This window comes from Halobacillus sp. KGW1 (assembly GCF_001592845.1).
Taxonomy (GTDB): domain Bacteria; phylum Bacillota; class Bacilli; order Bacillales; family Halobacillaceae; genus Halobacillus.
This window is the reverse complement of record NZ_LSOC01000002.1, coordinates 413,415-437,790: the sequence shown is the minus strand read 5'-3', so window position 1 is coordinate 437,790 and position 24,376 is coordinate 413,415. Positions and strand designations below refer to the sequence as shown.

Genomic DNA, 24,376 nt, shown 5'->3' with positions numbered 1-24,376 from the left:
CCCCCCCCCTAATTCCTTCAAATAGACCAGACAAGAGTATTTCAGCTACATTAAGACCATTATATAGACGCCTCCGTTAACGGAAAACTTGATATCGAGACATTAAAACACCTATATTGTAATCATATAAATGCTGCTACCACTATTCCAATAACCATCAAAGGAAGAAATACGAAAATCACTATGAGGAGCTTAGCATTGTTTGCATCAGAAAATAGCTGTTTACGGTTCAGAATCACTAGAAGTATCAAAAGAACAAGAGATATTATAGTTATTGCTAAGTACATTTAATCTTCCTTTCACGAAGTTATCTAATGGCTATTCTTATTAAATATAAGCCCCCGTTTATTGAAGACTTGAATTCAAAGTATTTCAAAGGGTTACGCACCCAACCATAATTCCTTTGCTTCATGCTTAGATAGTTTAAACTTCTCAATAAAGAACTTCTGGAGGTTGATCTCAGAAGAATTATTTGCCCAATCCTTATAGTATTTAATTAACTTATCTATGTCTCCACCACAATATTTATCAATCAATACGTGAACGATATGAGTGCTTCTCCAGTAATCATAAAAAGCAGATGAATAACCAAGGTCATGTCCACCTCGATATCCAGACTCACCAAAAAGGTCAATCGTATATTCTCCATAGTCTGCCTTATATAACTCAATTAAACTACGCTCAACCTCCATAATCGAATTGAATTTTTCCGTTGATAAAATTATTTTACGTGGGATGTAAAAACACATCCCTTCTTCAAACCACATATTCTCTTCTTCATCCCAATCTTCAAATTCAGAATTAAAAAAATCAGAATGGTGAGTTAACTCATGTGCTGCAATAACAGCAATATCATCCATTGAAAGATCATTATAATACTGTTTAGCCTTTACAAGCCCTCTAGTCGTTGATAAAAAAATGTCCTTCCATGTATCTATCAGCGGGTTAATATGTATTAAGTCTCTTGATGTATATGCTGGGAGAGGGATTGTTGAATAAAGCTCCGTAGCCGATTTCAAATCATGAAAAATGATTCCCCTCGGGGTTCCAAAAGTAGTTATGGATTCTAGCGAACGTGAGAAATGGGTAAGTTTTTCTAAAAGGAGTCGTCCGTTTTTTTCAATTTCTTCTGTATAAGACGTATCTGTTACTGAAACTGCGTATTCCATTCAATCCACCTCAAAATAAAAATTAATAGACACTGTTCATCTCATCCCAATTATTTCAAATAAAGCGTAATATCTCAATAAATATTATCAGTATAGAGGGGGATACCTTGTTTAAGATAGCCCCCAATACTGGAAAACTTCAAATCAAGATATTTGCTTTAAAACAGAATATTTCACCATGTTTGATTTAGTTTGCCGGAATAGAAATCTATAGCTTTTCTGTAGCTATTAATCCAGGGATCGGACGATGTTTTAACTAATGTTTCCAACAAACTTCTAACTGAATTTTCTTCTTCGTTTAAATTGTACATAACAATGGCCAAGAAGGCTTTTATCGCTAGATTATCTGGATATTCGATTTCTCCTTCTTCTAATATAGCCTTACTTTTTTGGTATTCACCAATACACCTCAAACTACTACCCAATTGTACATATGTACGCTCACGCAACTCTCCATTTATCCCATAAGAAAGAGCTGCTTCGTAGAAAGGTATAGCTTCTCGCTCCATACCTAAAGCATCATGTGAAACTGCACTGTAATAGTTTAGTTCCGCATTTTTCGTACTTTCTCTAACTAATGGGAGAAGTTTTTCACGAGCTGTTTTAAATTCTTTATCTTCAATTAATTTGATTATCTCTTTCAAGATTTAACCTCCTTCAAATAATCGCTCATTTTTCAGTATCGCCCCCGTTACTTGAAGACTCAGTGTCGAGATGTCTTCAAATAGAGCTATGAACTAATTAACTGTATTAAGTCAACGTGTAAACCACCATACAAAAAATAAGATTACTGCGATGATAAACCAAGTAAGTGCAACTATATGTTTTCTTTCAGTCTTTTTCTTAGAAGAGTTAGAAAAAAGTATTCCACTGATCAAGGCGATAGCAATTGCTATCCAGGTCCAAAAGCTCATAAAATCCTCCTTTCACTACCATTTAAGACATAATTTGCGATAGACATTATTTAATTAAAGCCCCGTTTCATTAAGACTTTAATTCAAGATATATTAAGCAAAATTTCAACGAACGCTTCCGTTAGCACAAAAATGAATACTGTGTCACTATGGATTAATCAAGAAGAAGATTGCAACTGCAATAAGTATTGGTGTTAACATACTTTTAGCTTTATTTTTTCTCCACATATCCACCGTAATTGTAATACCTGCTATGATCATTAAGAAAATCCCAGGTAACTTTATGATATTTAGTGTCATTAGATTTCCAATAGAAGCGAAAAAATAACCTATTACAAGTAACCCGATTGTGAAAACAAAATGTGCCGATTTAAAATCCTTCTTTGCAGAGTTCCTATCATCTGAATCCATTTTTAAATAAGTTCTAACAACCATAAAAGTTGGTATTCCCCACGTAATAAGGAAAGTAACCAATGAATCAGTATCTATGTTCAAATACAGCCCCCCTACCTAACTTCATTCTTCAGCTATTGCCCCCTTTTGTTTAAGATTTGAATTCAAGATAATCTAAAAAACTCGCATAATCTACGATGAAATATATCACTATTCTTGTGGCAACATTTTTCTAATCATTCTTATTTGCCCTCTATGATTGATTTCATCTTCAAAAACGTGAAACCAAATGAAGTAGTTGTTAGAGGAGTAATTGTCCCATAGTCTGTTTTCATATAACCAATCATCAGTCAACGTTGCCAATTTCTGAAGTGTTTTATGTCTTACTTCTTCAAGTTTTGTGATATAAAATTTTAATGGATATCCTTTAATGTCTCTTCTTCCTTTTTCGCCAAGATTATAAGGAGACCCCCATTCCAACATTTCCTGATTGTTTGGTCTTCGACCCTCAAAGATTTCTATTTTAAATCCTTTCTCTACAGCAGCTATATGTAATAAGAGGGCTCCAATACTATTCCCATCGTTACTTGGTAAAAAATCCAATTCAGAGGTTGTTAGTCCTGATACAGCTTCAAACGTTGTTTTTCTCACATAATTCATTTGCGATACTAGGTGACCGATTTGTGGAGTAAATCCCTTTAATGGCTCTATTTTAGCTTCCAATTGTAACACTTCCTTTCCTAATCGATAAGTTTTAGCAGAGAGTAACTATTACTTCTTAATTAAACTATTGCCCCCGTTTTTATAAAACTCAGTTTCAAGATAAATTTATAAACGACAACAAACTTACTCCTTTTAGTTTTACCCAGAAAGGAAAAGGATACTAGATATGTAAAAGGAGTTTTACTAATGGAAATTATGGCTGCCGTATTAGTTATGTTTGGTATAATAGCTGTCCGAGTGATTAGCTTTTTCTATCCAGATTGGAAAGCTATTAAAGGTGAGTACTTGTCAGAACGTAAACATATTGGATATAGCGTGTTAGGAATTGGTGTATTACTTGTAATGTTTATACTAAGTCAATTAATCCTAAGAATATAGGACGATTGCTTTTATTAAGCAAACGCCCCCATTAGCGAAAGACTTGATTTCGAGACTTCTTACACATCTCCTTTATTTTACTCTTAGATCTCGAAAGAATAAAACCTCACCCTATGTAATAAAGGTGAGGCCCAATAACAAATTGATTAAGTATTCTTTTCTACAATATTGATCCTTGGCTCATATTCACATAAAATTTCAAAGGTAGTTTCTGAGGTTGAAATAACATGATGTTGAATACCATAAAGATCTCTACCTGGTCCTGGCTGATCATCATACCAGTCCAGAAATTCAGAATTGGCCATCTTATATAAATACCAACTCTTATCATCTTTCCCGAAATAATTAGTACGTGCTTTAGAAGCTAATTCTAATAATGAACTACTTTTCATCTCATCAGTAAAACGAAAGGCTAAGACAAAGTTACCAAACTCATACTTGTCATAATTAAAATGCATCATAAAATTTTCGTTTTCAACCACAATAACTAGGCCGTCGTTTGTTTCCCCAAATTCCACTTTTTCTAGATAAGCACCATGAATATAGTTCTTAGGGTTCCAAACTTTCATATCTACGTTTGTAATCATTAACATCCCTCTCTATTTGTATCTAATCTTTTCTTTCCCAAACCATAATGAAGGTTCCTGTCCACTGTGACTCTTGTAATACCTAACATTACCTTCTTTTGGGAATTTAACAAATGTAGTAGAACCATCATACTTCACATATTTTTTATAACTAGCACCCGGAGAAACAGTATTCCAAAAATCGCTGTTTGCTCGTGATGATCCACCTGACCTATTATAAATTTTTGTTCCTTTACTTGTTGTATGGCTATATGTACTGCCTGATCTTACAGAACCCCAACCTCTGGGAGAACCTCCCCCACATTCAATAGTAGCTCCTCCCTTTATAGATGAGTGCTCATCTGTGACGATATTACTATCCCTAGTCGTGTCACCCATAGGTGAAGGTTCACCAATACTCCACCCACCATAACACATTGCACTTACGTTTTTAGCACCGAGCAAAAGAGGTGTTAAAGCCAATAAAAGCAAAAGAAATGTAAAAATCAACTTTTTCATAATAATTTATTCCTCCAAATAAATTATTCAAGTTACTGAAGGTAAACTCCTTTAACCTCCTTAGATTTTTTATCGCTCTTAAATTCTAGTAACTTGTTATTGTATACTTTAGCACTAGTATTATTACATAAAAAGGTACATAACTTGGGAAATGTTAATCTAAATTAGCTCTTTAGAACATAATTTCGTTATAAACATTCCCAATTTTTATTTCAAACTGGAAAATTTCCCCTTCTATAGAGCGATGAGAAGTTTTTTCCCGATCACGTATAGTTAATCCAATATTTCTTATACAATGCTTCCCGTAGGAAAAAAGCGATTGCCCGTAATGAACAATCGCCCCCTATAAAGGAAGATTCGAAACAAAGATTATTCTCCCAGTTGTCGCAAATATTTTTTAGAAATTCCGCTGTTATATTCTAAGATGAGTACAGGAGATTTCTCTTTTGTTTTATAGATTTCAGTACCGATAGGCGCTTTCGTTGACATTCCTTTTTTAACTTCTCCTATTTTTTCTCCTTTTTCATAATCTTTTTCTTCTATCCAATCTGCGCCATTCTGGTATTCATATACTGCTCCATCTTTTAGTTCAACAAGGTCAGAATCAGGATTCATTTTTAACACTTGGCTTCTTGATAACAAACCGCCTTCACCAGCCCCCGGGTGACATCCAGATACAATAAAGATAAGAAATGTGAAACTTACCACTAATATTCTCAATTGTGAGCCCCCAGTATGATTAGTTATAGTGAAAAAATCTTAAACCTCAACAAATCAAACCAAACGAATTTACATTTATAAACTTTATTGATGTAAATTCCTTCCCCACCCCATTACACCTTTAAAGATATATGCATTATTTCAAAATTAACAAAATTAAACAAACTACTTTTTAAGTTAAATTATAGTTAATATCTCGAATTCAAGTCTTCCGCTAACCTGCCCGTTTCTTTAAGACTTGAACCCAAGATATCTATGCCATCTACGATCTCTTATACGTCCAAAATATACGAAGTAACACAACGACAAGGGATAAAGGAATGCTCCACAATACTTGATAACTCCCTAACACATACATGAACAATACGGGCATCAATACAACCGCATAAATGCCCCATCTCTGTTTATGAGTGGAAAGATAATATCCGACGAAAGCTGTGACCAATGCCGGAAAGAGAACGAGGGACAGAAAAGACATAGTCATAGTGAACCTCCTTTTTTATGGCATCAAATCTTCCTGAAGTTTCCTTTTTATACTATGTATGTAGAAATAGATTCCTTATCCTTCCGCTGCCTTAAAAAGCTGCCAGGGCGTAGCCCACGAACATAAAGATAAGGAAACGGAAGGTCATGATACTGTTCAAGACGATTCCAATCCGGCTGCCGCCAAGTATTCCGAATACGACACCGATCGGATTGATGATGAACGTTCCCATCCAGAATCCGTAACCATAGTTTAATAGAAAGTTCGGCAGCCATAAGGCGGCGCCTAAACATGCACAAAGAATCGACAGCAGCTGCCAGCGACTTTCTTTATCTACCGGAATGACACGATGCAACCTAATTCCTCCTTCTTATGTAAAAAAATAAATAGTAATCGATGTCAGGATGACGGCTCGTACGCTTTTCCCTTTATTGTTTCGCCACGCACCGACAGCCGTCGTGATCCCGCTTATAGCGAGCAGGGCGATGCCGATCCGGTTGATAAGTGGAACGGAACCTGTCTGTCCGAGCGACGCAAGGAATCCTCCGACGACGAGAAAGCCGATGGTAACGATAAAGGACGGCGAAGTTATCTCCTCTCTCGCTTCCTTTCGCTCCTCCGGCTCCATCTTGACGTACGTCATCCCGACGGCGCTGCCCATCGATCCCCACATGATGGCGAAGGGAATCCAAGCATCTAACACCTCGACGTTCATTGTTACCCTCCTTCGTTGATTTCTATTGCCGTTTCCTGTGGAATCAAGAAATCTAACAATTGCTGCCAATTATATCAAAATTCCCCTCCCCTATGGAAGATGCTTATCGTTTTACATAAGCAAAGGCCTGATCGAATCATCGATCAGGCCTTTGTCATCCTATCCGTAGGCGACGGGATGCTGGTTGTCTTGTTTTAATAGGAATCGATCGTGAAGCTGCTGCATCCATGCATCGAGGTTCTTTTCAGGCAGGACGGCGCTCCACGCTTCGGGGTGGCAGTCGGCCGTCTCGGCCTCCTTCGCTTGGAAAAGAGGGCTTGTCCGGATCAGATTCGCTTGCTTCTTTTTTTGGTCTTCTGATCCGCACACGAGATGCACGAGTGCTTTGCCGGGCTCCTGTGTGACGGTATGGATTCCTAGTGTCTCTTTTTTCCGGTTGATCCGGTTCATCGTTTCATAGATTTCTTCTTCTTTCATTATAATGGCATACGCATCCGGCTTGGCGGCTGCTATGCCGCTCCAGGTGACGTGTGCTTCAGCAAGGGTTTCCCGCAGCTTCCTCAGGTCGATATCGCCGGTCATGCGGAGAAGCGTCAGCCCCTTCTGTCCGGTGATACCGGTAACGCCGGGCGCTGTCAGGCCGGGAGCCAGCCTTTCGATGCGGGTTCCTTGGTCTGTATGGAAGCTGGACCGGACGTGCAGTGGAACGTCGTGGCTTCTGGCATGGAGGACCGCCCGTGGATGGATGACGGACGCTCCTGCCGCTGCCATCGCAAGCAGGCAGTCGTAGTCCATGCAGCTGTATTTGATCGCTCCTCGGACTGAGCGCGGATCGGCGGAATAGACGCCGTCGACGTCTGTGAAAATGTCGCAGCGTTCGGCCCCTAATTCCGCAGCCAGCGCAGCGGCTGTCGTATCGGACCCTCCTCGGCCGAGGGTGCAGATTTCTCCTTCACCGGCGGTGCCCTGGAAGCCGGCGACGACGACGATCTTCCCGGCATCCAGCTGCTCTTGGATCGGACGCGTAGCAATCTTCGTGATCCGTGCCTTCCCGTAGGCGTGTTCTGTCTGGATGCCGGCTTGAGGGCCGGTCAGGGCAACGGCATCGGCCCCTTTTTCCTTCAGGGCGAGCGAGAGGAGCGAACAGGAAACCTGCTCTCCTGTCGCAAGCAGAAGATCCATGTCCCGCGGATCAGGACGGTTCGTCAGTTCTTTGGCAAGCGAAAGCAGGCGGTTGGTGGAATCCCCCATCGCTGATACGACGACGACCAGCTGGCTGCCTTTCTCTCTTTCCAGCAGGATCCGGTCCCGGATGGCTGCGATTCGCTCGGTGGACTGGAGGGATGTACCTCCGAACTTCTGCACGATGATGGCCATCGTTTTTTCCTCCCATTCGTCAGTGGCTTTTCTCGATTCGTTGGAACTCGGCAAGGGCATTGGTGACCAGGCCGAATTCAGAGGCGTGCGGGCGATCTTCGCCGTCGGCATACCCGTAATCGACCATCCGGTTGCGGTTCAGGCACAGCTTCGTCAATGTCGGCTGGAAGAAGTCGAATAGTTCAAACCGCTCCTTCAGCTGCGGGAACCTGTCCTGGTAGTCATGGATGGACGCTGCGAGCAGTTCGAAAAAGCGCCGTTCGCCAAGCATGCCGTGCCGCTCCATCAACTGGCTCAAGTAACGGAGGTGACAGATGAACAGGCCGGTGAATATGAACTGCGTGAGCCCTTCCGGCGGCTCGCTGCGGAGCACTTCCTTCATTTCGTCGGACAAGCCGCTCAATTCTTCAAACGGCTGATCGGTAATGTTGACGTCATCGACGAAGTCCTTGATCGCAAGTCGATGGGGCTGGTAATCTTTCAAAACGAGGATCGTATTCTGCCCGTGCGGGGAGAAGACCGTGCCGTATTGGTACAAGTAATGAAGCAGCGGGTCCATGACGACCTTGTAGAACTTCTGCATCCACGTATCAGGATCAAGACCGGATGCGGCGATCGCTTCTTTAATGTACGGCGTTCCTTCATGGTCTTCATGAAGAAGCGCGGCCAGCGTGATCGCCTGCTCCCCTTCCTCTAAATACGTGTAGATGCTTTCGCGCCAGATCGTCCCGAGCATCTCCAAATACTGATACGGCGCATCAGCGACGTTCGAGTAATGGGGATGATCGACGTTGATGCTGGCATTCTCTCCCGGCAGGATGACCCGGCATTCGTTTTTCAGGAAGTCATCCTGTTCGTACATCCCTTTGATGAGTTCGGTCACTTTCGGCGCTATTTTCGTGCGCTCGGACGGCAGACCGCGATAAACGAGCGTGTTCAAAATACTCATCGGCAGTTTGACGTGGTGCTTCTCCTGAGAGCTTCTGTTTACGAAGGTGCGGATCGATTGCTGCGGCAGGTAGCTGTCCGCACCGTCGCCGACCGGGATGATCCTTTTTTCTGCAAGCTCCTGGGGGAAGTTCTGGACAATCGTGTTTTCCCACTGCCACTCATGGACAGGGAAGAAGTAGTAGTCCTCCGCCCGGCCGCCGGATTGTCGGACGACCTCCTTGAAACGAGTCCGGTCTTTTTCGCTCAGCTCCTTCTCCAACAGGTCGTCCCAGTTCAAGCCGTCGACCGCCTGGAACGTGGCGAGCGTCTTATGTACAGCGATCCATGACAGCTTCACTTCCTGATGCTGCTCCGGTGCAAACCGCAGGTAGTCGCCGTAGCTGAAGCCGATTCTCCCTTTGTTATAGGTGATCCACGGGTGGCCGGTCATGTAGCCTTCGAGCTCGGCATAATCAATATCCAACAGCTCCCGGGAGGTAAGGTCCTTTTTGTTTAACAGGTGGACGTCCGCGATCAGCGTGGCATTCAATTCCTTGATCAAATGTCCCGTCGTTTCAGGGGACATTCCGATCGTCTCCTGAAGATCGATAAGCAGATCGACCGCGCTGTCTGCTTCCTGCTCCCCGTCCTCTGTGATCAGGCGGATGGACCGGGAGTCGACGTCGAAGCTGTCAAACAGGCGCGGCTCTGCCCGGAAGGTGTACACCGTCCCTTCCTTTGCTTCGAGCCGGTACGTGTTGGTACGTTCCTCCGTCGGATGGATCATATCCTCATACATATATTCCGCAAGCATCTTCGCCATCAGTCGCTGGTTCACTTTCTTCCAATCGTCTTCCTTCAGCTGTTCTTGAATATCTTGAAATAACACGTCAATCCCTCTTTTCTTTCGATTATGGATGGGTAAGTGCGGGCTGCTTCTTCGACCCGAACGTCTGGAATACGTGGGAGTCTTCGACCGGGTACACGTCCCTCCCTGCGATCCGGTTGATGATCACGGCATTCCGGTAGGCGCCGAGACCGAGGTCCGGTGCACCGACGCCGTGGGTATGGAGCTCCCCGTTCTGTACAAAAATGTCCCCTTCGGCTTCAAACGTCGTTTCGATGTCATACTCCCGGTTGATGACGAGCCTTCCCCGGTCATCTTTGACGAGTGCTTCTTCGATGCTTCGGAAAAAGGCCGGAATCCGCTGTCGATAGCCGGTACCGAGGATGACAACATCCGCTTCGGTTTCCACCGCTTCCCCGCTCACCCGCTGATATCCGCGCAGGGTCAGGCGGCCGCCCCGTCCTGCAAGCTCCGTCATTTCCGTCATCGCCTGGAGCTCGATTTCCGTTTTTTCGCCTCCGACGGTCCGTTCATACAGGTGATCATAAATGTCTGCGATCGTCTCAGCGCTTATTCCTTTGTACAAGAGGCTCTGATCCTCCAGCAGCTGGTCCTTCTTCCATTGCGGGAGGGCGTGGAAGAAGTCGATATAGTCCGGTGAAAAGTACTCCAGCCCGAGCTTGGAATATTCCATCGGGAAGAAGCCCTTCGACCGCGTGTACCATTGAAGCGAGCCGCCACAGTTCTCCTGATGCTTCGCTATATCAAGGAACACCTCGGCTGCACTCTGACCGGAGCCGATGACGGTCACAGCCCCGTCGAGCTCCGCTTCCTCCTTCCTCTTCAAATATTCCGATGTATGGAAGACGTTCGGTCCGAGTGCTTCCCGGAAAGCTTCCGGCACACCCGGTTCGGTCCCGATCCCCATTACGATATGACGGGTGATATAGGTCTCTTCCTCTCCACGGCTCAGGTCGCGGATCCGCACTTGATAAAGGTTCCGGCCGTCCCGTTCCATCATCCGGACCTCCGTCACCTCTTTGCCGAACCGGCAGGAATCAAGGCGCTTACTCACCCAGCGGCAGTAATGGTCGTATTCCTTCCTCGGAATATGGAATTTCTCCAGGAAGTAGAAGTGATAGAGACGGTTATGTTCCTGCAGGTAGTTCAAATAGCTGTGCTCGCTCTTCACATCTGCCATGCTGACAAGGTCTGCGAAAAACGGGACCTGCAGCGTCGTACCTTCGATCAGCATATGAGGGTGCCATTGGAAGTCCGTTTCCCTTTCGAAGAATACAGCACGGACATCCTCTACCCCGTCCAGCAGGGCGGCCATTCCCAAATTGAACGGCCCGAGCCCGATTCCGATGACATCATAGACAGGTTGTGTCGTATACATCGTTCCACCTCTTTTCAAATTCTTCTCGTTCACAAAACATCAGCTGCGCCTGCTTATCAGGGAGGGGGATCGGCTTTATCCTCCGGAAGCCGCACCTTTCAAACACATGGATCATCTTCTCATTGCGGATATCCGGTTCTGCTGCGACTTTTGCCGTCTTAGGCTCCTGGAATTGGAACCGCACCATTTCGCGGAGGAAAGGCAGGGCACAGCCTTTACCAAGGTATGCTTTCTCCCCGATCAGCAGGTGGAGGCCCTGATCGAATGGGGCGGCGGGATACGAGCCTTCGAGAACGTCCCCCTGTACCCAATAGGCCTCCCAATAACTGACCGGTTCTCCATCAATCGTTCCGATATACAGCGTCTGGTGGCTGTCTGCGAGCGCTTTTTCATAGTGAGTACGGAAACGGTCGAGCGGAATATTCAAGTTCCAGAACGGATGGACGTGTTCCTCCTGCATCCAGCGATGGACAAGCGCGAGATCATCGATTCCGGCGCGGCGGAATCCGATCGTCCGGCCGATGTCTTCTGCATAGCGTTCATACTCACACACCATGGATCGTCCCTTCCTTCACTGCGATCGGGTTATCGATGTTGGTGTACACGGACTGCGCTTCCATCGGCCCTTCCAGCTCGTCCATGTCATACAGCCTCGTCAAAAGATTGGCTTTACACGGCAGTTTACCTTCCGTAAGCAGGCTTTTGGCGACAGGAGAGTCCGGGTGGAGCTGAAGGCGCTCTCTCAGCATTTCCATCAACACCTCTTCCTCGATCAGCCCGCCTGTTCCGAAGCCGTTGATAAGACCGAATAAATGATTGAAGAAGAAATAATAGCGCATCCGTTCTTCCGCCACATCATCTGCGCAGATCGTGTCGCTCGTTTCGTTCAAGGAAGGAAGCAGTGCTTTCAGGAGGTCCGCTTTCGACTCGCTGAAATAGTACCCCTGGTTGTCCCGGTAATAAAAACGGGACGGATAGCCGTTTTCCAGGCGGACGACGGCATTCTGCTGATGGGCCTCAAGCGCAATTCCGTAGGTCGAATACAGCCACATCATAGGATCGAAGCTGATCGACAAATACTTTTCAAACCAGTCGAGGCTGACCGCTTCCGTCGACCGCCCTTCCTTCTCGGCAAGGCTGTGGATGATGCCCGCTATCCGCGATCTGTCTCCGTACGCGTGATCCTGGACGAGGGCTGCCACGGGACTCACTCCGGATGCCTGCTTTTCCACGAACGGATTCTCACGTAAGATGACATCGAAGCCGGGGACGTCCTTCAAGCGGATCGATGCCGGGTCCTTGATGATATCGAAATCCGGATACGCTTGTTGCAGACGGGTACCGAGATCGGTCGCGAGCAGTCGGGATACCTCTACCCCGCGGTCCAGCTCCTTCGGCTGATTACAGCGAAGGGAGTTGGTGATTTTCACCGGGACGGAGAACTTGAACATCCACGGGGATGAGCTGTTGTAAACGGTGCGGAAGGAGGATGTCGCCGTATAAAAAGCTCCTGCCGGCCCGAGGTAAGTCAAAGCCCCGGACTCGAGAAGACGTTGTACATCCTTTCGCTTAAGCAGGCTCGCGGACTGGAGCGGATGCATCGGAAGCAGCACGCGTCCTCCGCCGATCTCTTTTTTCAAAAACTCTGCCGCCCCTTCCCGCTGCGCTTCCTCCTGAATGAGGACGGAGGCAGGCCGGTCGAGACTGGAATCCTGCGCGACGATGTCCGGGTCCGCACTGAAATAATCGAGTTGGAATATCCCCTTATGCTCGGGTGCGTACGTTCGGTCTTCGGCATCCGTCAGTCCCTGTTTGCTCTTCGGTGTCGGGTGGAGCAGATGACCGAACAGCAGCGACTGCTCCGCTTCGATATAGTCGAAGTCTTCTCTGGAGAGCTGATGGCGGTCTTCCCACCGCGCTTCGATGTACTCCTTCATTTTCCTGCAGCTGAGGAGCACCCGCAGGATGAGCTCATCTTCCGCCCATTCCTGCCCGTTCCCGATCAGCCACTCTTTGACGAGGAGCGTCGTCATCGTCACGTAGTCGAGGGTGTGGGCATCTTCCATGCCCTCGGTGTAGTAGACGGCCGGGAACCGGAAGAGGTGCCTCCCCGTCAGTGACCAATACTGCAGCGGTACGTCGATCACCATCTTCTGTCTCGTGAGCGGGATTCGGATCCTTTCTTCTCCTCCGCTGATGCGTTCATAATTTTCGGTTTCTCTCACATAGCAATTGAGGAAACTCTGCATCGTCGCCTGTTCGGCTGTTTCCTTCGCTTTCATCAATGGGAATCTCCTCCTGTCGTCCGTTTGTCCGCAGCGTCAAGAACTGCCTCGATGACTGCCTTCACATCCGCTTCTGTCGTCCGCGGATTCAAAATCGTGCATTTCAAATACGTTTCTCCCCGAACCACCGTTTTGGCGATGATCGGCTTCCCTGAGGTGAAGAGGTCCTGCTGGATCTGCCGGTTCAGAACGCCGCGGTCTACGTCTCCGCTCCCTTTGTACTGGAAAACGACGGCGGACATTTCCGGTTCGGCATTTTCCACAAGAAAATCAGGATGGCCGGCTAAGCGATCGGCAGCAAAACGCGCCGTCGCCATCGTCTGGTCGACCATGTCGCCCAGTAGCTCTGTCCCGACCGTTTTCAGGGTGACGAGCACTTTGAGCGCATCAAAGCGCCGCGTCGTCTGCACGCTTTTGTTGACGAGATTCAAAATGCCGTCCTCTTCGTCCGCTTTCGGATTCAAATAGTCGGCATGGTGGGACAAGAGCCTCATGTGGCCGCCGTCCTTCAGCAGGAACAGTCCGCAGCTGATCGGCTGATACAGCCATTTATGAAAATCAAGCGTGACGGAATCCGCTCGCTCCAGTCCCGCAAGCTTCCCTTTGTGTGCCCGGCTGAAGAGAAGCCCCCCGCCGTAGGCAGCGTCCACGTGAAACCAGATGCCTCGCTCTTGGCATATATCCGCAATCTCCTCCAGCGGATCGATGCTGCCGAAATCCGTCGTCCCGCACGTGGCCGCGACGGCAAAGGGATGGAGTCCTGTTTGTTCCATTTCATCGAGCGTATCCTTCAGAGCGGCCGGGTCCATCCGGTGATGCTCATTGACGGCGACCGGAATGACGGCATCCTCTCCGAGACCGAGCTGGGCAAGACTTTTCCGGACGGAGAAGTGGGCTTCTTCAGAACAGAGCACACGCAGCTTCCGGAAGTTCTCCGGGAGCCCCTTTTTCTGGACGTCGTGTCCGAACCGTTTGAGGCAGTATGCGTCTCTTGCAAGCAGCATGCCCATATAGTTGGACTGGGTCCCGCCGCTTGTGAACACGCCGTCCGCCTCTTCCGGAAACCGGACTAGATCCGCCCAGTACTTGACGAGCATTTCTTCGACATACGTTGCCGCCGGACTTTGATCCCACGAATCCATCGATTGATTCCATGCTCCGATCATCACCTCTGCCGCTATACCTGCGACAAGCGGCGGGCAGTGGAGATGGGCCATGCTCTGTGGGTGGGAGACGTGCAGGCTGTTCTTCAAAACAGGGTCCTTAAGTTCATTCCATACGTCCTCAAGCGCCCGGCCATTCACAGAGTCCGTGTCCATCGCTTGTATCTCCGCTCTGACCTGCTGATGGGACTTTCCAATAAAGGGCTGATCGACCTCTTCATATACGTCCAGCACCGCTTCTGTAACAAGCTCCATCTGCTTACGAAAAGCGGTAAGTCCTGCTTCTCCGTGGAGGAAAAGGTGATCGAACGCCGTGTTCGTCTGTTTGCATGCCGTTGTCATCGTTTCACCCCGCCGTCGCAGCAGCAGTCGCTTCTCGGAGAATCGCCACCACGTCATCGATTTGTGCTTCGGTAATGATCAGCGGCGGCAGGAACCGGACGACGGCGCCGTGCCTTCCACCTACTTCAAGGATTAACCCGCGGTCGAAGCATTCCTTTTGAATACGGCTTGCGACTGCCGCGTCTGCCGGCAGGCTGCCCTGGATCGATGCTTTTCCTTCCGGGTCGACCATTTCCATTCCGATCATCAATCCTCTCCCGCGGACGTCGCCGATCGCCGGGAAATCACGCTGCATGTCTTTCAATGCTTTCATCAGCTTCGTACCCATCTTTTCCGCATGTTCCGATAAACGCTGCTCTTTCACGTATTGCAATGTCGCTGTTCCGGCGGCCATCGCCATCTGGTTGCCTCGGAACGTCCCGATATGGGCGCCCGGTTCCCATGCGTCCAGCTCCCTGTCGTACACGACGACGGATAACGGCAGGCTGCCGCCGATCGCTTTCGATAGAACGAAGGCGTCCGGTACGATGCCGGCATGCTCGAAGGAGAACAGTCGCCCTGTGCGGCCGATCCCTGTCTGGACTTCGTCGATGATCAATGGAATCCCCCGCTCCTTCGTAATCCGGCGCATTTCCTTTAGCCATTCAATCGGAGCAGGGATAGCTCCCCCTTCGCCCTGGACCGTTTCGAAGATCATCGCTGCCGGGGGAAGAATGCCGCTCTCCGGATCGTCCAGCAGCTGTTCGATATAGGTGGCGCTCAGCGCCTGTCCCTCGTCCCCGCCTTTACCGAACGGGCAGCGGTACTCGTATGGATACGGCAGGAAGTGGGTATCCGGCATCAATCCCTGTACATGCCGCTTCGGAGCAAGGTTGCCGCTTATGGACATCGTTCCATGCGTCGCTCCGTGATAGCCGCCCTGGAAGGTCAGGATGCTCTGTCTTCCTGTCGCCGTCTTTGCAAGCTTCAGCGCTGCTTCGATGGCATCTCCTCCTGTAGGTCCGCAGAACTGTACCTTCGCCCGCTCCCGGAAGTCGTCCGGGAGGCTTTCGAACAGTTCGTCGACGAAGCTTTCTTTTACTTCTGTCGTAATATCAAGCGTGTGAAGCGGCAGGCGGTCACGAAGGACCTTCTCCATCGCTTCGATGACGACAGGATGGTTGTGACCGAGGGCTAGCGTACCGGCACCGGCAAGACAGTCGATGTAGCGCTTCCCTTCGACGTCGGTTATGTAGATGCCTTCCGCTTCCCGGATGGCTAATGGAATACGGCGCGGATAAGAGCGCGCATTGGATTCTCTTCGTTCCTGCTGATCTAATAATTGTTTATTGGATTTTTTTGTTTGGATACTCATTTCATTCAGCTCCTTGTCTCTTCTGTTCGTTAACCTATCGATATCGTAATTGATAATGATTTTCAATGTCAACGGTAGTTGAGAACTATTATCAGTTGTTGAGAAGAAGAAATATCCTCTACAATCCCTGTTACGACCGCATTCTCTATCCTTTTGCAAGTACTGCTTTTTTTCTGACAATTAGGAAAAAAGACCTGTTACTTAAAGGAGAAAATGGTTATATTTCCAAACATTAATTTGTCGTTTTCGTGACGTACGCGTCATGGACTTTGTCGACTCCTGCCCCTATGATTAAGAAGAAGATGGAAAATACAGGAGGGATCGTATGAAAAAAAGAACGATGTCACTCGTCCTCGTCACTGCCATGGGCGCAGCTATGATGCCCGGCTCCACGCTTGAAGCGGTCGAAGGTCCGTCGATCGAGATGGAGAAAAAAGAAAACCCGCATGCCTCTGTCCACCGCCCGTCTTTCCCGGCATCTTCGTGGGACCATCCGCTTCCTTCCTCTCCCGTCCTGCATCCCGGTTCTATCCGCGGAGCAGGTATGAGAAGCGGACCGCTGAAAGCAATCGATCCGTTGATCGAGCAGGCGATAGCCGATCAGGTGATGCCGGGTGCTGTAACCTTCGTCGCCCGCCGGGGCCACATTGTTCAGCAGGAAGCCTACGGCTACGCTGTCCGGTATAAGGATGATGCCTTCGCAGAAGTAAAAAGTCCGATCAAAATGACGGAGCATACCATTTTCGACCTCGCCTCCATCAGCAAAATCTTCACGACGACCGCCGCCATGAAGCTGTATGAAGACGGGAAGTTCAAATTGGACGACCCCGTCGCCAAGTATCTGCCGGGTTTCGCTGCCAACGGCAAAGAAGACGTGACGATTGAGCAGTTGATGACCCACACCTCCGGATTCACACCATGGATTCCCCTCTACCAAGTCGACGGAGACCGGGACGACCGGATCCAGCACGTGCTCCAATACCCGCTTGAAAATGCCCCGGGATCTACATACACGTACAGCGACCTCAACATGATCACGCTCGGCGCACTAATTGAACGTCTGTCCGGCATGCGTCTCGACACCTTCGTCAAACAGGAAATAACCGGACCGCTTCAAATGAACGACACGATGTACAATCCACCAGCACAGCTCAAGGCCCGCATAGCCGCAACGGAATACCAGCCGTGGACCGAGCGCGGACCCGTCTGGGGAGAAGTGCATGATGAGAGTGCCTGGTCCCTGGACGGTGTCGCCGGCCATGCAGGCGTCTTCTCGACTGCTTCCGACCTCGGCAAATTCGCTCATATGTTTTTGATGGAAGGAAAATACGGCGGCACCAGAATCCTTGAACCGGAAACGGTCGAGCTGCTCACGGAAAACCGGATCCCACAGTTTCCCGGCGATGACCACGGGCTCGGATGGGAGCTTCAGCAGGGCTGGTTCATGGATGCTCTCTCTTCCCCGTCTACGTTCGGTCACACCGGCTATACAGGAACGTCGATCGTCGTCAATCCGGCGAACCAGACCGTTGCGATCCTGTTGACGAACCGGGTGCACCCGACACGGGAAACGGTATCAACCTCCCCGACGAGACGTGCGTTCGCCAGACAGGTCGCTGATGCCATACCGGTAGCGTCTTCCACGAAGAAGGCCGAACGATGGTTTGCCGGTTATGGCGACAAGCTGGCCAGATCGATGACGGCAGAAGTCGATTTGAAGAAAGCTGCCACTCTTTCCTTCGATACGTGGTACCGCATCGAAAACACCTATGACAATGGCCGCCTGGAACGATCGACGGACGGCGAGAATTGGGAAGAGTTGGAGGTATTTACCGGGGAAAGCGATGATTGGGTTCATAAGGACTTCTCTCTGCCGAAAGACACCAAATTTATCCGCTTCACGTATGAAACAGATACCGCCGTCAACAACCGGGGCTGGTACGTAGAGGGAGCAAAAATCAACAAGAAGCCGCTCGATTTTGATACGAATGAATGGGAGAAACGATAGTAAAAAAAACGCCCGGGAGCTCGATGCTCCACGGGCGTTTTACATTTCCTGTCAAAGGTTATAGTGAAAATAGGAAGAGTAAAGGAGGTAGACTGTGAGCAGAACAACCAAAATCACGCTGTTTGCAATCTGTAGTGCCGTTTTAGTCGGATTTCTCATGTATGATCTGGTGGTTGGAGACTTTGGTTATCGGACCTTCCGTCTGATCGGTGTCATCGCTGTCGCCTTTTACATCCTCTATACCGTCCTTTCAAAAAAGAAAAAAAGTGAACTATGACAGCGTCGACGCTTTCCGGTCCGATCTCTGTTCCTGAACGGCTTCCTTGTGCTCCTCATCGTACAAATGACAGGCGACATGGTGCCCTTCTTCGGCCTCCTGCCACACGGGTACCTTCTGTGCGCAGATGTCCATGGCGACAGGACACCGGGTCCGGAAGACGCAGCCGCTCGGTGGATCGATCGGACTTGGGATTTCCCCCTCGATCAGCACCTGCTCCCGGGCATCCTCAAGGTCCGGATCGGGAATGGGAATCGCAGATAAGAGCCCTTTTGTATAGGGGTGCAGCGGGTTCGCGTACAGACGATCGCTGCTCGTCAGCTCCACTAGATGACCAAGATACATGACACCGATCCGGTCCGAGATGTGCTGGACCATCGATAGGTCGTGGGCGATGAATAAATAGGTAAGCCCCTTCTCTTCCTGCAGCCTTTCGAGCAGGTTGACGACCTGGGCTTGAACAGACACATCCAATGCCGATATCGGTTCATCTGCGATGACGATATCCGGATCCAGCGCAAGCGCCCGTGCGATTCCAATCCTCTGACGCTGGCCGCCGCTGAATTCGTGCGGATAGCGGTTGGCATGATCCCGGTTCAGTCCGACCTCTTCCAACAGCTCATAGACCCGCTCCGTCCGTTCTCGCCCAGTGGAAAACAGACCGTGGATTTCCATCGGTTCGGCTATGATCTCCGCAACTGTCGATCGTGGATTCAAGGAAGCATATGGGTCCTGAAAGATCATCTGCATGTTCCGTTTCAGGTGGAATTGTTCTTTCGGATTTCTACCGTGGACGCTTTTCCCTTGATAGAGCACTTCTCCATCCGTACGGTCATAGAGATTCATAATCGTCCTTCCTGTCGTCGATTTCCCACACCCGGATTCCCCGACAAGACCGAACGTTTCGCCTTTGTATATATCGAAGCTGACGCCGTCCACCGCTTTCAACGTCCGCCCTTTTCCTAAATGGAAGTGCTTCTTCAACTGTTTAACTTCCAACACTTTTTCTCTGTCCATCAAGATGCCCCCTCTTCTGTCCCATACCTTCTTGCGATGCACCATTCCTTCTCGTAATCAGAACCCTGCAAATCTATGATTTCAATCGCCTTGCCGATATTCGGGGAATGCAGCATCTTTCCATGTCCGTAATAGAAACCGACGTGGTGGATCCTGCCTTTTCCTTCTTCATAAGCAAAGAATAATAGATCCCCCGGTTCGACGCGATCCAACGGGATGTCTATGCCATGGACGGCCTGGTCGGACGCATCACGCGGAATAACGTGACCCTGCGCTTTGTGCATGTTGTAGGCGAAACCGGAGCAGTCATAACCGAACGCGCTCATTCCGCCCCAGAAATACGGAAGACCCTTAAAAGCCTCTGCCGTCTTTATGATGGACGCCCCGCTTCCCTCCCGGATATCCTTCGGTTTGCTTCGTGCATCTTCTCTGCTTACATAGCCTTCCCCATCCGCCAGTCGGACCCGGATGAACGAGTCTTCCTCATACAGGAAAGGAAGCTCGGTCAAAAAGCTGATTTCAAACAGCGGCTGTTTTTTCTCGTCGTAAAGGATAGTTGCTTTTGTATGGACGACGACCAGATCGACGCCTTTCCAGTCCGCTTCCGGCACCTCTGTCAATTGGCGGCACGGCACGTAGCCTGGATATCCACGCGCATCCTTGCTCGAGGGCTGACTCGGAATGATGACCTTCGCCCAGTCACCCTCCACCTCATCGACAAGGACACGTTCACCGTAAAGCAGCTGGGATTGGACGAGGTTATCGTCACACATGGCATGCTTCGCCGGGTCATCCAACTCCTCCAGCCACTTCTTCACAGAAAACGTGCGCTCTAATCCCTGTTCGTCGATCGGTCGCGGGGACTCCGGTGATGTCCATACCGTTGCGACCGGTGCCGAGACGATCCAGATTCTCTTCTGTTGATTCATCGTGTCTTCCCCCTTTTCTTCTCTATGATAGGACGTGTTCCTGGAACCGCACCTCATCGATTCCAAGCCCTGGTTCATCGGGCATAGTCATAACGGCACGGTTGTACACGACACCACCGACGATTGGATCTCCCGTCAGCATGAGCGGTGCATCGAAATCGACCTTGGTTACATTATTCAATCCAGCAGCAAAATGGGCGGCAGCCGTGATCCCGAGCTTCGTTTCAATCATTGAACCGACCATGCACGGGATGCCGCAGCTTTCTGCCATGGAGTTGATTTTACATGCTTGATGGATGCCGCCTGATTTCATCAGCTTAATATTGATCATATCGGCACTTCTTGTTTCAAGGACCCGCTTTGCGTCCGCCGGTGAAAAGACGCTTTCATCAGCCATGACGATCGTATGGGTTGCGTCCGTCACCTGCTTCAGTCCTTCTATATCTCCTGCCTTCACCGGCTGCTCGACGAGTTCGATCGGCAGATTCAGTTCTTCCATCCGCCGGATGGCGCGGATGGCGTCTTTCGCACTCCATCCCTGATTGGCATCAAGGCGGATTGCAGCATCGTCCCCGATCCGGCTGCGAATTGCCCGGATCCTTTCTATGTCCTTGTCGATCGAGTCTTTCCCGACCTTCACCTTGAGCGTACGGAAACCGTCTTTTATATATTGTTCGGCATCGTCCGCCATCTCCTCCGGCTCATTGACGCTGACCGTATAGTCGGTCTCAAGCATCCGCTTCGCCCCTCCGAGAAACTGATAAAGGGGAAGCCGGCAGAAGCGGGCGAGACAGTCATGGATCGCGATATCGACCGCTGCCTTGGCACTTGTATTACCGACACAGCTTGCATGAAGAGCTCCAAATAAAGAGTCTCTGTTAAGCACGGATTCTCCAAGGAGAACAGGGGCCAGGATCGTGCGGATGGTGTGCTCGATACTTACGAGACTTTCTCCTGTTATGACGTGGGTCGGCGGCGCTTCGCCCCAGCCGGTGATCCCGTTGTCGCACGTCACCTTCACATAGATGGATTGTGCAACCGTCACGGTCCGGAGCGCCGTCTTGAACGGTTTATGAAGCGGAACAGCTATCGGGTAGGTGTCTATGGAGGCTATCTTCAAATCTCTCACCCTTCCTTTCTATAAACATACCGGTTATGTAAAAGAAAAAGAGGCAGTCTTTCCGTGACGGAAAACGGCTGCCTCTTTTCGTTGATCCTTACTTCTTATCTGCCCATTTCAATTCAAGATATCCGACCGGGTGACGGACGATATCTGAAACGGAATCTTTCTCCAGCAGCACTTGGTTGTAGAAGTGAATCGGGAAGATCGGCATTTCTTCGAACAACACTTTCTCTGCTTCATACATCAGCTCCCAGCGCTTCGCTTCATCCGTCTCCGCTTTCGCATCGGCAATCAACTGATCGTACTCTTCATTTGACCAGCCGGTCCGGTTCATGGAGGAGTCGGAGATGAAGCTCTCCAGGAAGTTGATCGGGTCTGCATAGTCAGCAAGGAAGGAACTTCTGGAAAGCTGGTGCTCCAAGTTCTTCTGCGCTTCCAGGAACACGTTCCATTCCGCATTTTCAAGGGTCACATCGACATCCAGATTTTCCTTGAACATTTGTTGGATGGTTTCCGCTACTTTCTTATGATCTTCACTTGTGTTGTAGGAAAGGGTGACAGCAGGAAGTTCATCATAACCTTCTTCTTCCATTCCCTCTTCCAGTAATTTCTTCGCTTCCTCTGCATTGAATTCGATCAGGTCGCCGTTATGCTCACGGAAATCATCCCCGGACGGCCCTTCAAATCCGTAGGACACGAAGCCGTATGCCGGCTCTTCGCCGTTCTTCGTAACATAATCGACGATGTCCTGCTGGTTCACAGCCATGGCGAACGCCTGTCTGATCTTTTTATTCTGGAACGGCTCTTCATTGACGTTGAAACGGTAGAAATACGTTCCCGCCTGATCCGTGATGTTGACTTCTTCACTATCCATCAACTCATCAGCAAGCTCTGCCGGGATGTAGGACGTGTCGAGCTCGCCGCTCTTATACATCTGATATTCCGTATTCTCATCAGGAACCATGGACCATTTGACTTCATCCAATTGAACGGTTTCGTTATCCCAGTAGTTTTCACTCTTCTTAAAGACCATTTCGCTGTCATGCTTCCATTGATCAAGCGTGAATGGTCCGTTACCGACGAAGCTGTCCGCTTCGGTGTACCATTCCGGATTCTCTTCTGCCACCGACTGATTGATCGGGAAGAATGCCGGATTGGAGATGACGTGAAGGAAGTAGCCGGTCGGTGCTTTCAGCGTCACTTTCAACTCTTTATCGCTGACCGCTTCCACCATGACGTCATCCGCTGTTCCATCCCCTGTGTTGAATGCTTCTCCACCTTCAATGAAGTAACCGAGGAACGCAGCTGGTGAAGCCGTTTCGGGATCCAGCAGACGCTTCCAGGCGTACTCAAAATCCCCTGCCGTCACGTCATCGCCGTTGGACCATGCCGCATCATCACGGATTTTAAACGTGTACACTTTTCCGTCTTCCGACACTTCCCATTCCTCTGCCGTTGCAGGCTGTGGAGAATGATCTTTACCCAGACGGGTCATACCTTCCATCAAGTTGTTCAAGGCATTCCAGGACAAGTTATCAAAGCCCATCGGCGGGTCGAACGACGTCGGCTCTTCCCCGTTATTGATGAGAAGCGTCTTCGTACCGCTCTCCTCCGAGCCGTCCCCTTCATCTGATCCTTCACTAGAACTCTCATTTGCCGTACAAGCCGCCAGCATCGCGACAAGTACAATCCCCATGATTAACGTCAACCACTTTTTCATACGTGCTCCCCCTCTTTTTTATGATCCTTTTATTGTTGCCATATAAGTGCGAGCCCGTTCATCCTGCAGCCAGCATTCGACTGCGTGGGTGGTACTAAGCTCGGTGTGAACCGGCTGGACTCTGCCGCATACTTCCATCGCTGCCGGACAGCGGGCCGTGAACGGGCACCCTTCCGGTGGAGCGAAAAGATCCGGCGGAGTGCCTTCGATCGGAATCAATTTCTCTCCTTTTTGATCGAGACGCGGGACCGAGTGCAGCAAGCCTTTCGTATAAGGATGATTCGGTGTATAGAATATTTCCCGCCTCGTCCCCGTCTCAACGACCTTCCCGGCATACATGACCGCGATCCTGTCGGCGATTTTCGCAACGACACCGAGATCATGGGTGATCAAAATGATCGACACTCCCGTCTCCTTCTGAATCTTGCGGAACAGCTGAAGAATCTGGGCCTGGATCGTCACATCGAGTGCCGTCGTCGGCTCATCCGCAATCAACAGCTCCGGTTCACAGATCAGTGCCATGGCAATGACGATACGCTGTCTCATCCCACCGCTGAATTGGTGGGGATACTGCTTCATCCGCTCATCCGGGTTCGGAATACCGACAAGGTTGAGCATGGAAACGGCCTGTGCCTTCGCTTCTTTATTCGATATCTTTCTGTGCTGCTTCAATCCTTCCGTCAATTGATCTCCAACCGTGAGCGTGGGGTTCAGCGCTGTCATCGGATCCTGGAAGATCATCGATATGTCGACCCCGCGGATGCTGCGGATCTGCTTCTGGGACAGCTTCGTCATGTCCTGTCCCTTGAACAAAATCGACCCCTGTTTGATCCGTCCCGGAGGTTCCGGAATGAGCCGCATAATGCTGTTTGCCGTGACACTCTTGCCGCAGCCGGATTCGCCGACGATCGCGAGCGTCTCCCCCTGATACAATTCTAAATTCACGCCTCGAACCGCCTGCACTTCACCACCGAATGTGGTGAAGGAGACGTGGAGGTCGCGGATGTCCAATATCTTCTCCATC

At 49.3% G+C, this 24,376-nt stretch carries 25 protein-coding genes; 3 read left to right on the top strand and 22 right to left on the bottom strand.

Annotated elements, in window-relative coordinates; translation table 11 throughout:
* Positions 1-380 precede the first annotated feature (380 nt).
* The 4 genes from AXG56_RS02910 to AXG56_RS02895 form a co-directional block, all read right to left on the bottom strand.
* Positions 381-1,169, bottom strand: a complete 789-nt coding sequence (locus AXG56_RS02910; protein ID WP_026578573.1) for a hypothetical protein — start codon at positions 1,167-1,169, stop codon at positions 381-383.
* A 173-nt stretch (positions 1,170-1,342) separates the two neighbouring features.
* A complete protein-coding gene (locus AXG56_RS02905) occupies positions 1,343-1,813 on the bottom strand; it encodes a tetratricopeptide repeat protein (RefSeq protein WP_051348971.1) in 471 nt (156 codons plus the stop codon).
* Between the two features lie 417 nt (positions 1,814-2,230).
* Positions 2,231-2,578 (bottom strand): hypothetical protein, encoded by a 348-nt coding sequence (locus AXG56_RS02900; protein ID WP_062513180.1) that lies wholly within the window; start codon positions 2,576-2,578, stop codon positions 2,231-2,233.
* Positions 2,579-2,686: 108 nt separating this feature from the next.
* The gene (locus tag AXG56_RS02895; RefSeq protein WP_062513178.1) at positions 2,687-3,199 is read right to left on the bottom strand and encodes a DinB family protein; all 513 of its coding nucleotides are present in this window, start codon (positions 3,197-3,199) and stop codon (positions 2,687-2,689) included.
* 186 nt (positions 3,200-3,385) lie between these two features.
* On the opposite strand from AXG56_RS02895, the gene AXG56_RS02890 reads away from it, so the two are divergent.
* The gene (locus tag AXG56_RS02890; protein WP_062513176.1) at positions 3,386-3,577 is read left to right on the top strand and encodes a hypothetical protein; all 192 of its coding nucleotides are present in this window, start codon (positions 3,386-3,388) and stop codon (positions 3,575-3,577) included.
* A gap of 146 nt (positions 3,578-3,723) precedes the next feature.
* On the opposite strand, the gene AXG56_RS02885 is transcribed toward AXG56_RS02890, so the two are convergent.
* The 13 genes from AXG56_RS02885 to AXG56_RS02825 form a co-directional block, all read right to left on the bottom strand.
* Positions 3,724-4,164 (bottom strand): hypothetical protein, encoded by a 441-nt coding sequence (locus tag AXG56_RS02885; RefSeq protein WP_008640519.1) that lies wholly within the window; start codon positions 4,162-4,164, stop codon positions 3,724-3,726.
* A 12-nt stretch (positions 4,165-4,176) separates the two neighbouring features.
* On the bottom strand, positions 4,177-4,662 hold the full coding sequence (locus tag AXG56_RS02880) for a hypothetical protein (RefSeq protein ID WP_008640518.1): 486 nt from the start codon (positions 4,660-4,662) through the stop codon (positions 4,177-4,179).
* Between the two features lie 369 nt (positions 4,663-5,031).
* Positions 5,032-5,382, bottom strand: coding sequence for a hypothetical protein (locus tag AXG56_RS02875; RefSeq protein WP_026578533.1), 351 nt, complete (start codon positions 5,380-5,382; stop codon positions 5,032-5,034).
* Between the two features lie 262 nt (positions 5,383-5,644).
* The gene (locus AXG56_RS02870; RefSeq protein WP_062513174.1) at positions 5,645-5,866 is read right to left on the bottom strand and encodes a hypothetical protein; all 222 of its coding nucleotides are present in this window, start codon (positions 5,864-5,866) and stop codon (positions 5,645-5,647) included.
* A 91-nt stretch (positions 5,867-5,957) separates the two neighbouring features.
* Positions 5,958-6,221, bottom strand: coding sequence for a hypothetical protein (locus tag AXG56_RS02865; RefSeq protein ID WP_062513172.1), 264 nt, complete (start codon positions 6,219-6,221; stop codon positions 5,958-5,960).
* Positions 6,222-6,236: 15 nt separating this feature from the next.
* Positions 6,237-6,581, bottom strand: coding sequence for a hypothetical protein (locus tag AXG56_RS02860; RefSeq protein WP_062513170.1), 345 nt, complete (start codon positions 6,579-6,581; stop codon positions 6,237-6,239).
* A 159-nt stretch (positions 6,582-6,740) separates the two neighbouring features.
* On the bottom strand, positions 6,741-7,958 hold the full coding sequence (locus AXG56_RS02855; RefSeq protein ID WP_062513168.1) for an aspartate kinase: 1,218 nt from the start codon (positions 7,956-7,958) through the stop codon (positions 6,741-6,743).
* Between the two features lie 19 nt (positions 7,959-7,977).
* Entirely contained in the window at positions 7,978-9,777 is a 1,800-nt protein-coding gene (locus tag AXG56_RS02850) for an IucA/IucC family siderophore biosynthesis protein (protein ID WP_026578531.1), read from the bottom strand.
* A 22-nt stretch (positions 9,778-9,799) separates the two neighbouring features.
* Complete coding sequence (locus tag AXG56_RS02845; protein ID WP_062513166.1) at positions 9,800-11,134, bottom strand: lysine N(6)-hydroxylase/L-ornithine N(5)-oxygenase family protein; 1,335 nt, start codon at positions 11,132-11,134, stop codon at positions 9,800-9,802.
* Complete coding sequence (locus AXG56_RS02840; RefSeq protein WP_153017412.1) at positions 11,109-11,657, bottom strand: GNAT family N-acetyltransferase; 549 nt, start codon at positions 11,655-11,657, stop codon at positions 11,109-11,111. The genes AXG56_RS02845 and AXG56_RS02840 overlap by 26 nt, the downstream gene beginning before the upstream one ends.
* A 22-nt stretch (positions 11,658-11,679) precedes the next feature.
* Positions 11,680-13,419: an IucA/IucC family siderophore biosynthesis protein gene (locus AXG56_RS02835; RefSeq protein WP_062513162.1), complete on the bottom strand. Its 1,740-nt coding sequence runs from the start codon at positions 13,417-13,419 to the stop codon at positions 11,680-11,682.
* Positions 13,416-14,981, bottom strand: coding sequence for an aspartate aminotransferase family protein (locus AXG56_RS02830; RefSeq protein ID WP_082794435.1), 1,566 nt, complete (start codon positions 14,979-14,981; stop codon positions 13,416-13,418). Before AXG56_RS02830 ends, AXG56_RS02835 begins: the two co-directional genes overlap by 4 nt.
* Complete coding sequence (locus AXG56_RS02825) at positions 14,929-16,278, bottom strand: aspartate aminotransferase family protein (protein ID WP_026578526.1); 1,350 nt, start codon at positions 16,276-16,278, stop codon at positions 14,929-14,931. The genes AXG56_RS02830 and AXG56_RS02825 overlap by 53 nt, the downstream gene beginning before the upstream one ends.
* A 325-nt stretch (positions 16,279-16,603) precedes the next feature.
* Here AXG56_RS02825 and AXG56_RS02820 point away from each other — a divergent pair, with 325 nt between their 5' ends.
* Together AXG56_RS02820 and AXG56_RS02815 are read left to right on the top strand one after the other, a co-directional pair.
* Complete coding sequence (locus AXG56_RS02820) at positions 16,604-18,286, top strand: serine hydrolase (protein ID WP_062513158.1); 1,683 nt, start codon at positions 16,604-16,606, stop codon at positions 18,284-18,286.
* A gap of 94 nt (positions 18,287-18,380) precedes the next feature.
* On the top strand, positions 18,381-18,563 hold the full coding sequence (locus tag AXG56_RS02815) for a hypothetical protein (protein WP_008637508.1): 183 nt from the start codon (positions 18,381-18,383) through the stop codon (positions 18,561-18,563).
* Here the strand turns inward: AXG56_RS02815 and AXG56_RS02810 are convergent.
* From AXG56_RS02810 to AXG56_RS02790, 5 genes are all read right to left on the bottom strand, one after another.
* Positions 18,558-19,580 (bottom strand): ABC transporter ATP-binding protein, encoded by a 1,023-nt coding sequence (locus tag AXG56_RS02810; RefSeq protein WP_026578524.1) that lies wholly within the window; start codon positions 19,578-19,580, stop codon positions 18,558-18,560. The two genes, AXG56_RS02815 and AXG56_RS02810, sit on opposite strands and share 6 nt — an antisense overlap.
* Positions 19,580-20,509, bottom strand: coding sequence for a C40 family peptidase (locus AXG56_RS02805; protein WP_026578523.1), 930 nt, complete (start codon positions 20,507-20,509; stop codon positions 19,580-19,582). The genes AXG56_RS02810 and AXG56_RS02805 overlap by 1 nt, the downstream gene beginning before the upstream one ends.
* Before the next feature lie 22 nt (positions 20,510-20,531).
* Positions 20,532-21,629, bottom strand: coding sequence for a mandelate racemase/muconate lactonizing enzyme family protein (locus AXG56_RS02800; protein ID WP_026578522.1), 1,098 nt, complete (start codon positions 21,627-21,629; stop codon positions 20,532-20,534).
* Positions 21,630-21,726: 97 nt separating this feature from the next.
* Entirely contained in the window at positions 21,727-23,352 is a 1,626-nt protein-coding gene (locus AXG56_RS02795; RefSeq protein ID WP_026578521.1) for an ABC transporter substrate-binding protein, read from the bottom strand.
* Between the two features lie 18 nt (positions 23,353-23,370).
* Complete coding sequence (locus tag AXG56_RS02790) at positions 23,371-24,375, bottom strand: ABC transporter ATP-binding protein (RefSeq protein WP_026578520.1); 1,005 nt, start codon at positions 24,373-24,375, stop codon at positions 23,371-23,373.
* Position 24,376: the final 1 nt, after the last annotated feature.

Excerpts from the sequence above, each read along its gene's own strand:
- AXG56_RS02910 (WP_026578573.1), bottom strand. The coding sequence starts at position 1,169 with ATGGAATACGCAGTTTCAGTAACAGATACGTCTTATACAGAAGAAATT.
- AXG56_RS02890 (WP_062513176.1), top strand. The coding sequence starts at position 3,386 with ATGGAAATTATGGCTGCCGTATTAGTTATGTTTGGTATAATAGCTGTC.
- AXG56_RS02885 (WP_008640519.1), bottom strand. The coding sequence starts at position 4,164 with ATGATTACAAACGTAGATATGAAAGTTTGGAACCCTAAGAACTATATT.
- AXG56_RS02880 (WP_008640518.1), bottom strand. The coding sequence starts at position 4,662 with ATGAAAAAGTTGATTTTTACATTTCTTTTGCTTTTATTGGCTTTAACA.
- AXG56_RS02870 (WP_062513174.1), bottom strand. The coding sequence starts at position 5,866 with ATGACTATGTCTTTTCTGTCCCTCGTTCTCTTTCCGGCATTGGTCACA.
- AXG56_RS02860 (WP_062513170.1), bottom strand. The coding sequence starts at position 6,581 with ATGAACGTCGAGGTGTTAGATGCTTGGATTCCCTTCGCCATCATGTGG.
- AXG56_RS02855 (WP_062513168.1), bottom strand. The coding sequence starts at position 7,958 with ATGGCCATCATCGTGCAGAAGTTCGGAGGTACATCCCTCCAGTCCACC.
- AXG56_RS02845 (WP_062513166.1), bottom strand. The coding sequence starts at position 11,134 with ATGTATACGACACAACCTGTCTATGATGTCATCGGAATCGGGCTCGGG.
- AXG56_RS02830 (WP_082794435.1), bottom strand. The coding sequence starts at position 14,981 with ATGACGTGGTGGCGATTCTCCGAGAAGCGACTGCTGCTGCGACGGCGG.
- AXG56_RS02825 (WP_026578526.1), bottom strand. The coding sequence starts at position 16,278 with ATGAGTATCCAAACAAAAAAATCCAATAAACAATTATTAGATCAGCAG.
- AXG56_RS02820 (WP_062513158.1), top strand. The coding sequence starts at position 16,604 with ATGAAAAAAAGAACGATGTCACTCGTCCTCGTCACTGCCATGGGCGCA.
- AXG56_RS02810 (WP_026578524.1), bottom strand. The coding sequence starts at position 19,580 with ATGGACAGAGAAAAAGTGTTGGAAGTTAAACAGTTGAAGAAGCACTTC.
- AXG56_RS02805 (WP_026578523.1), bottom strand. The coding sequence starts at position 20,509 with ATGAATCAACAGAAGAGAATCTGGATCGTCTCGGCACCGGTCGCAACG.
- AXG56_RS02795 (WP_026578521.1), bottom strand. The coding sequence starts at position 23,352 with ATGAAAAAGTGGTTGACGTTAATCATGGGGATTGTACTTGTCGCGATG.
- AXG56_RS02790 (WP_026578520.1), bottom strand. The coding sequence starts at position 24,375 with ATGGAGAAGATATTGGACATCCGCGACCTCCACGTCTCCTTCACCACA.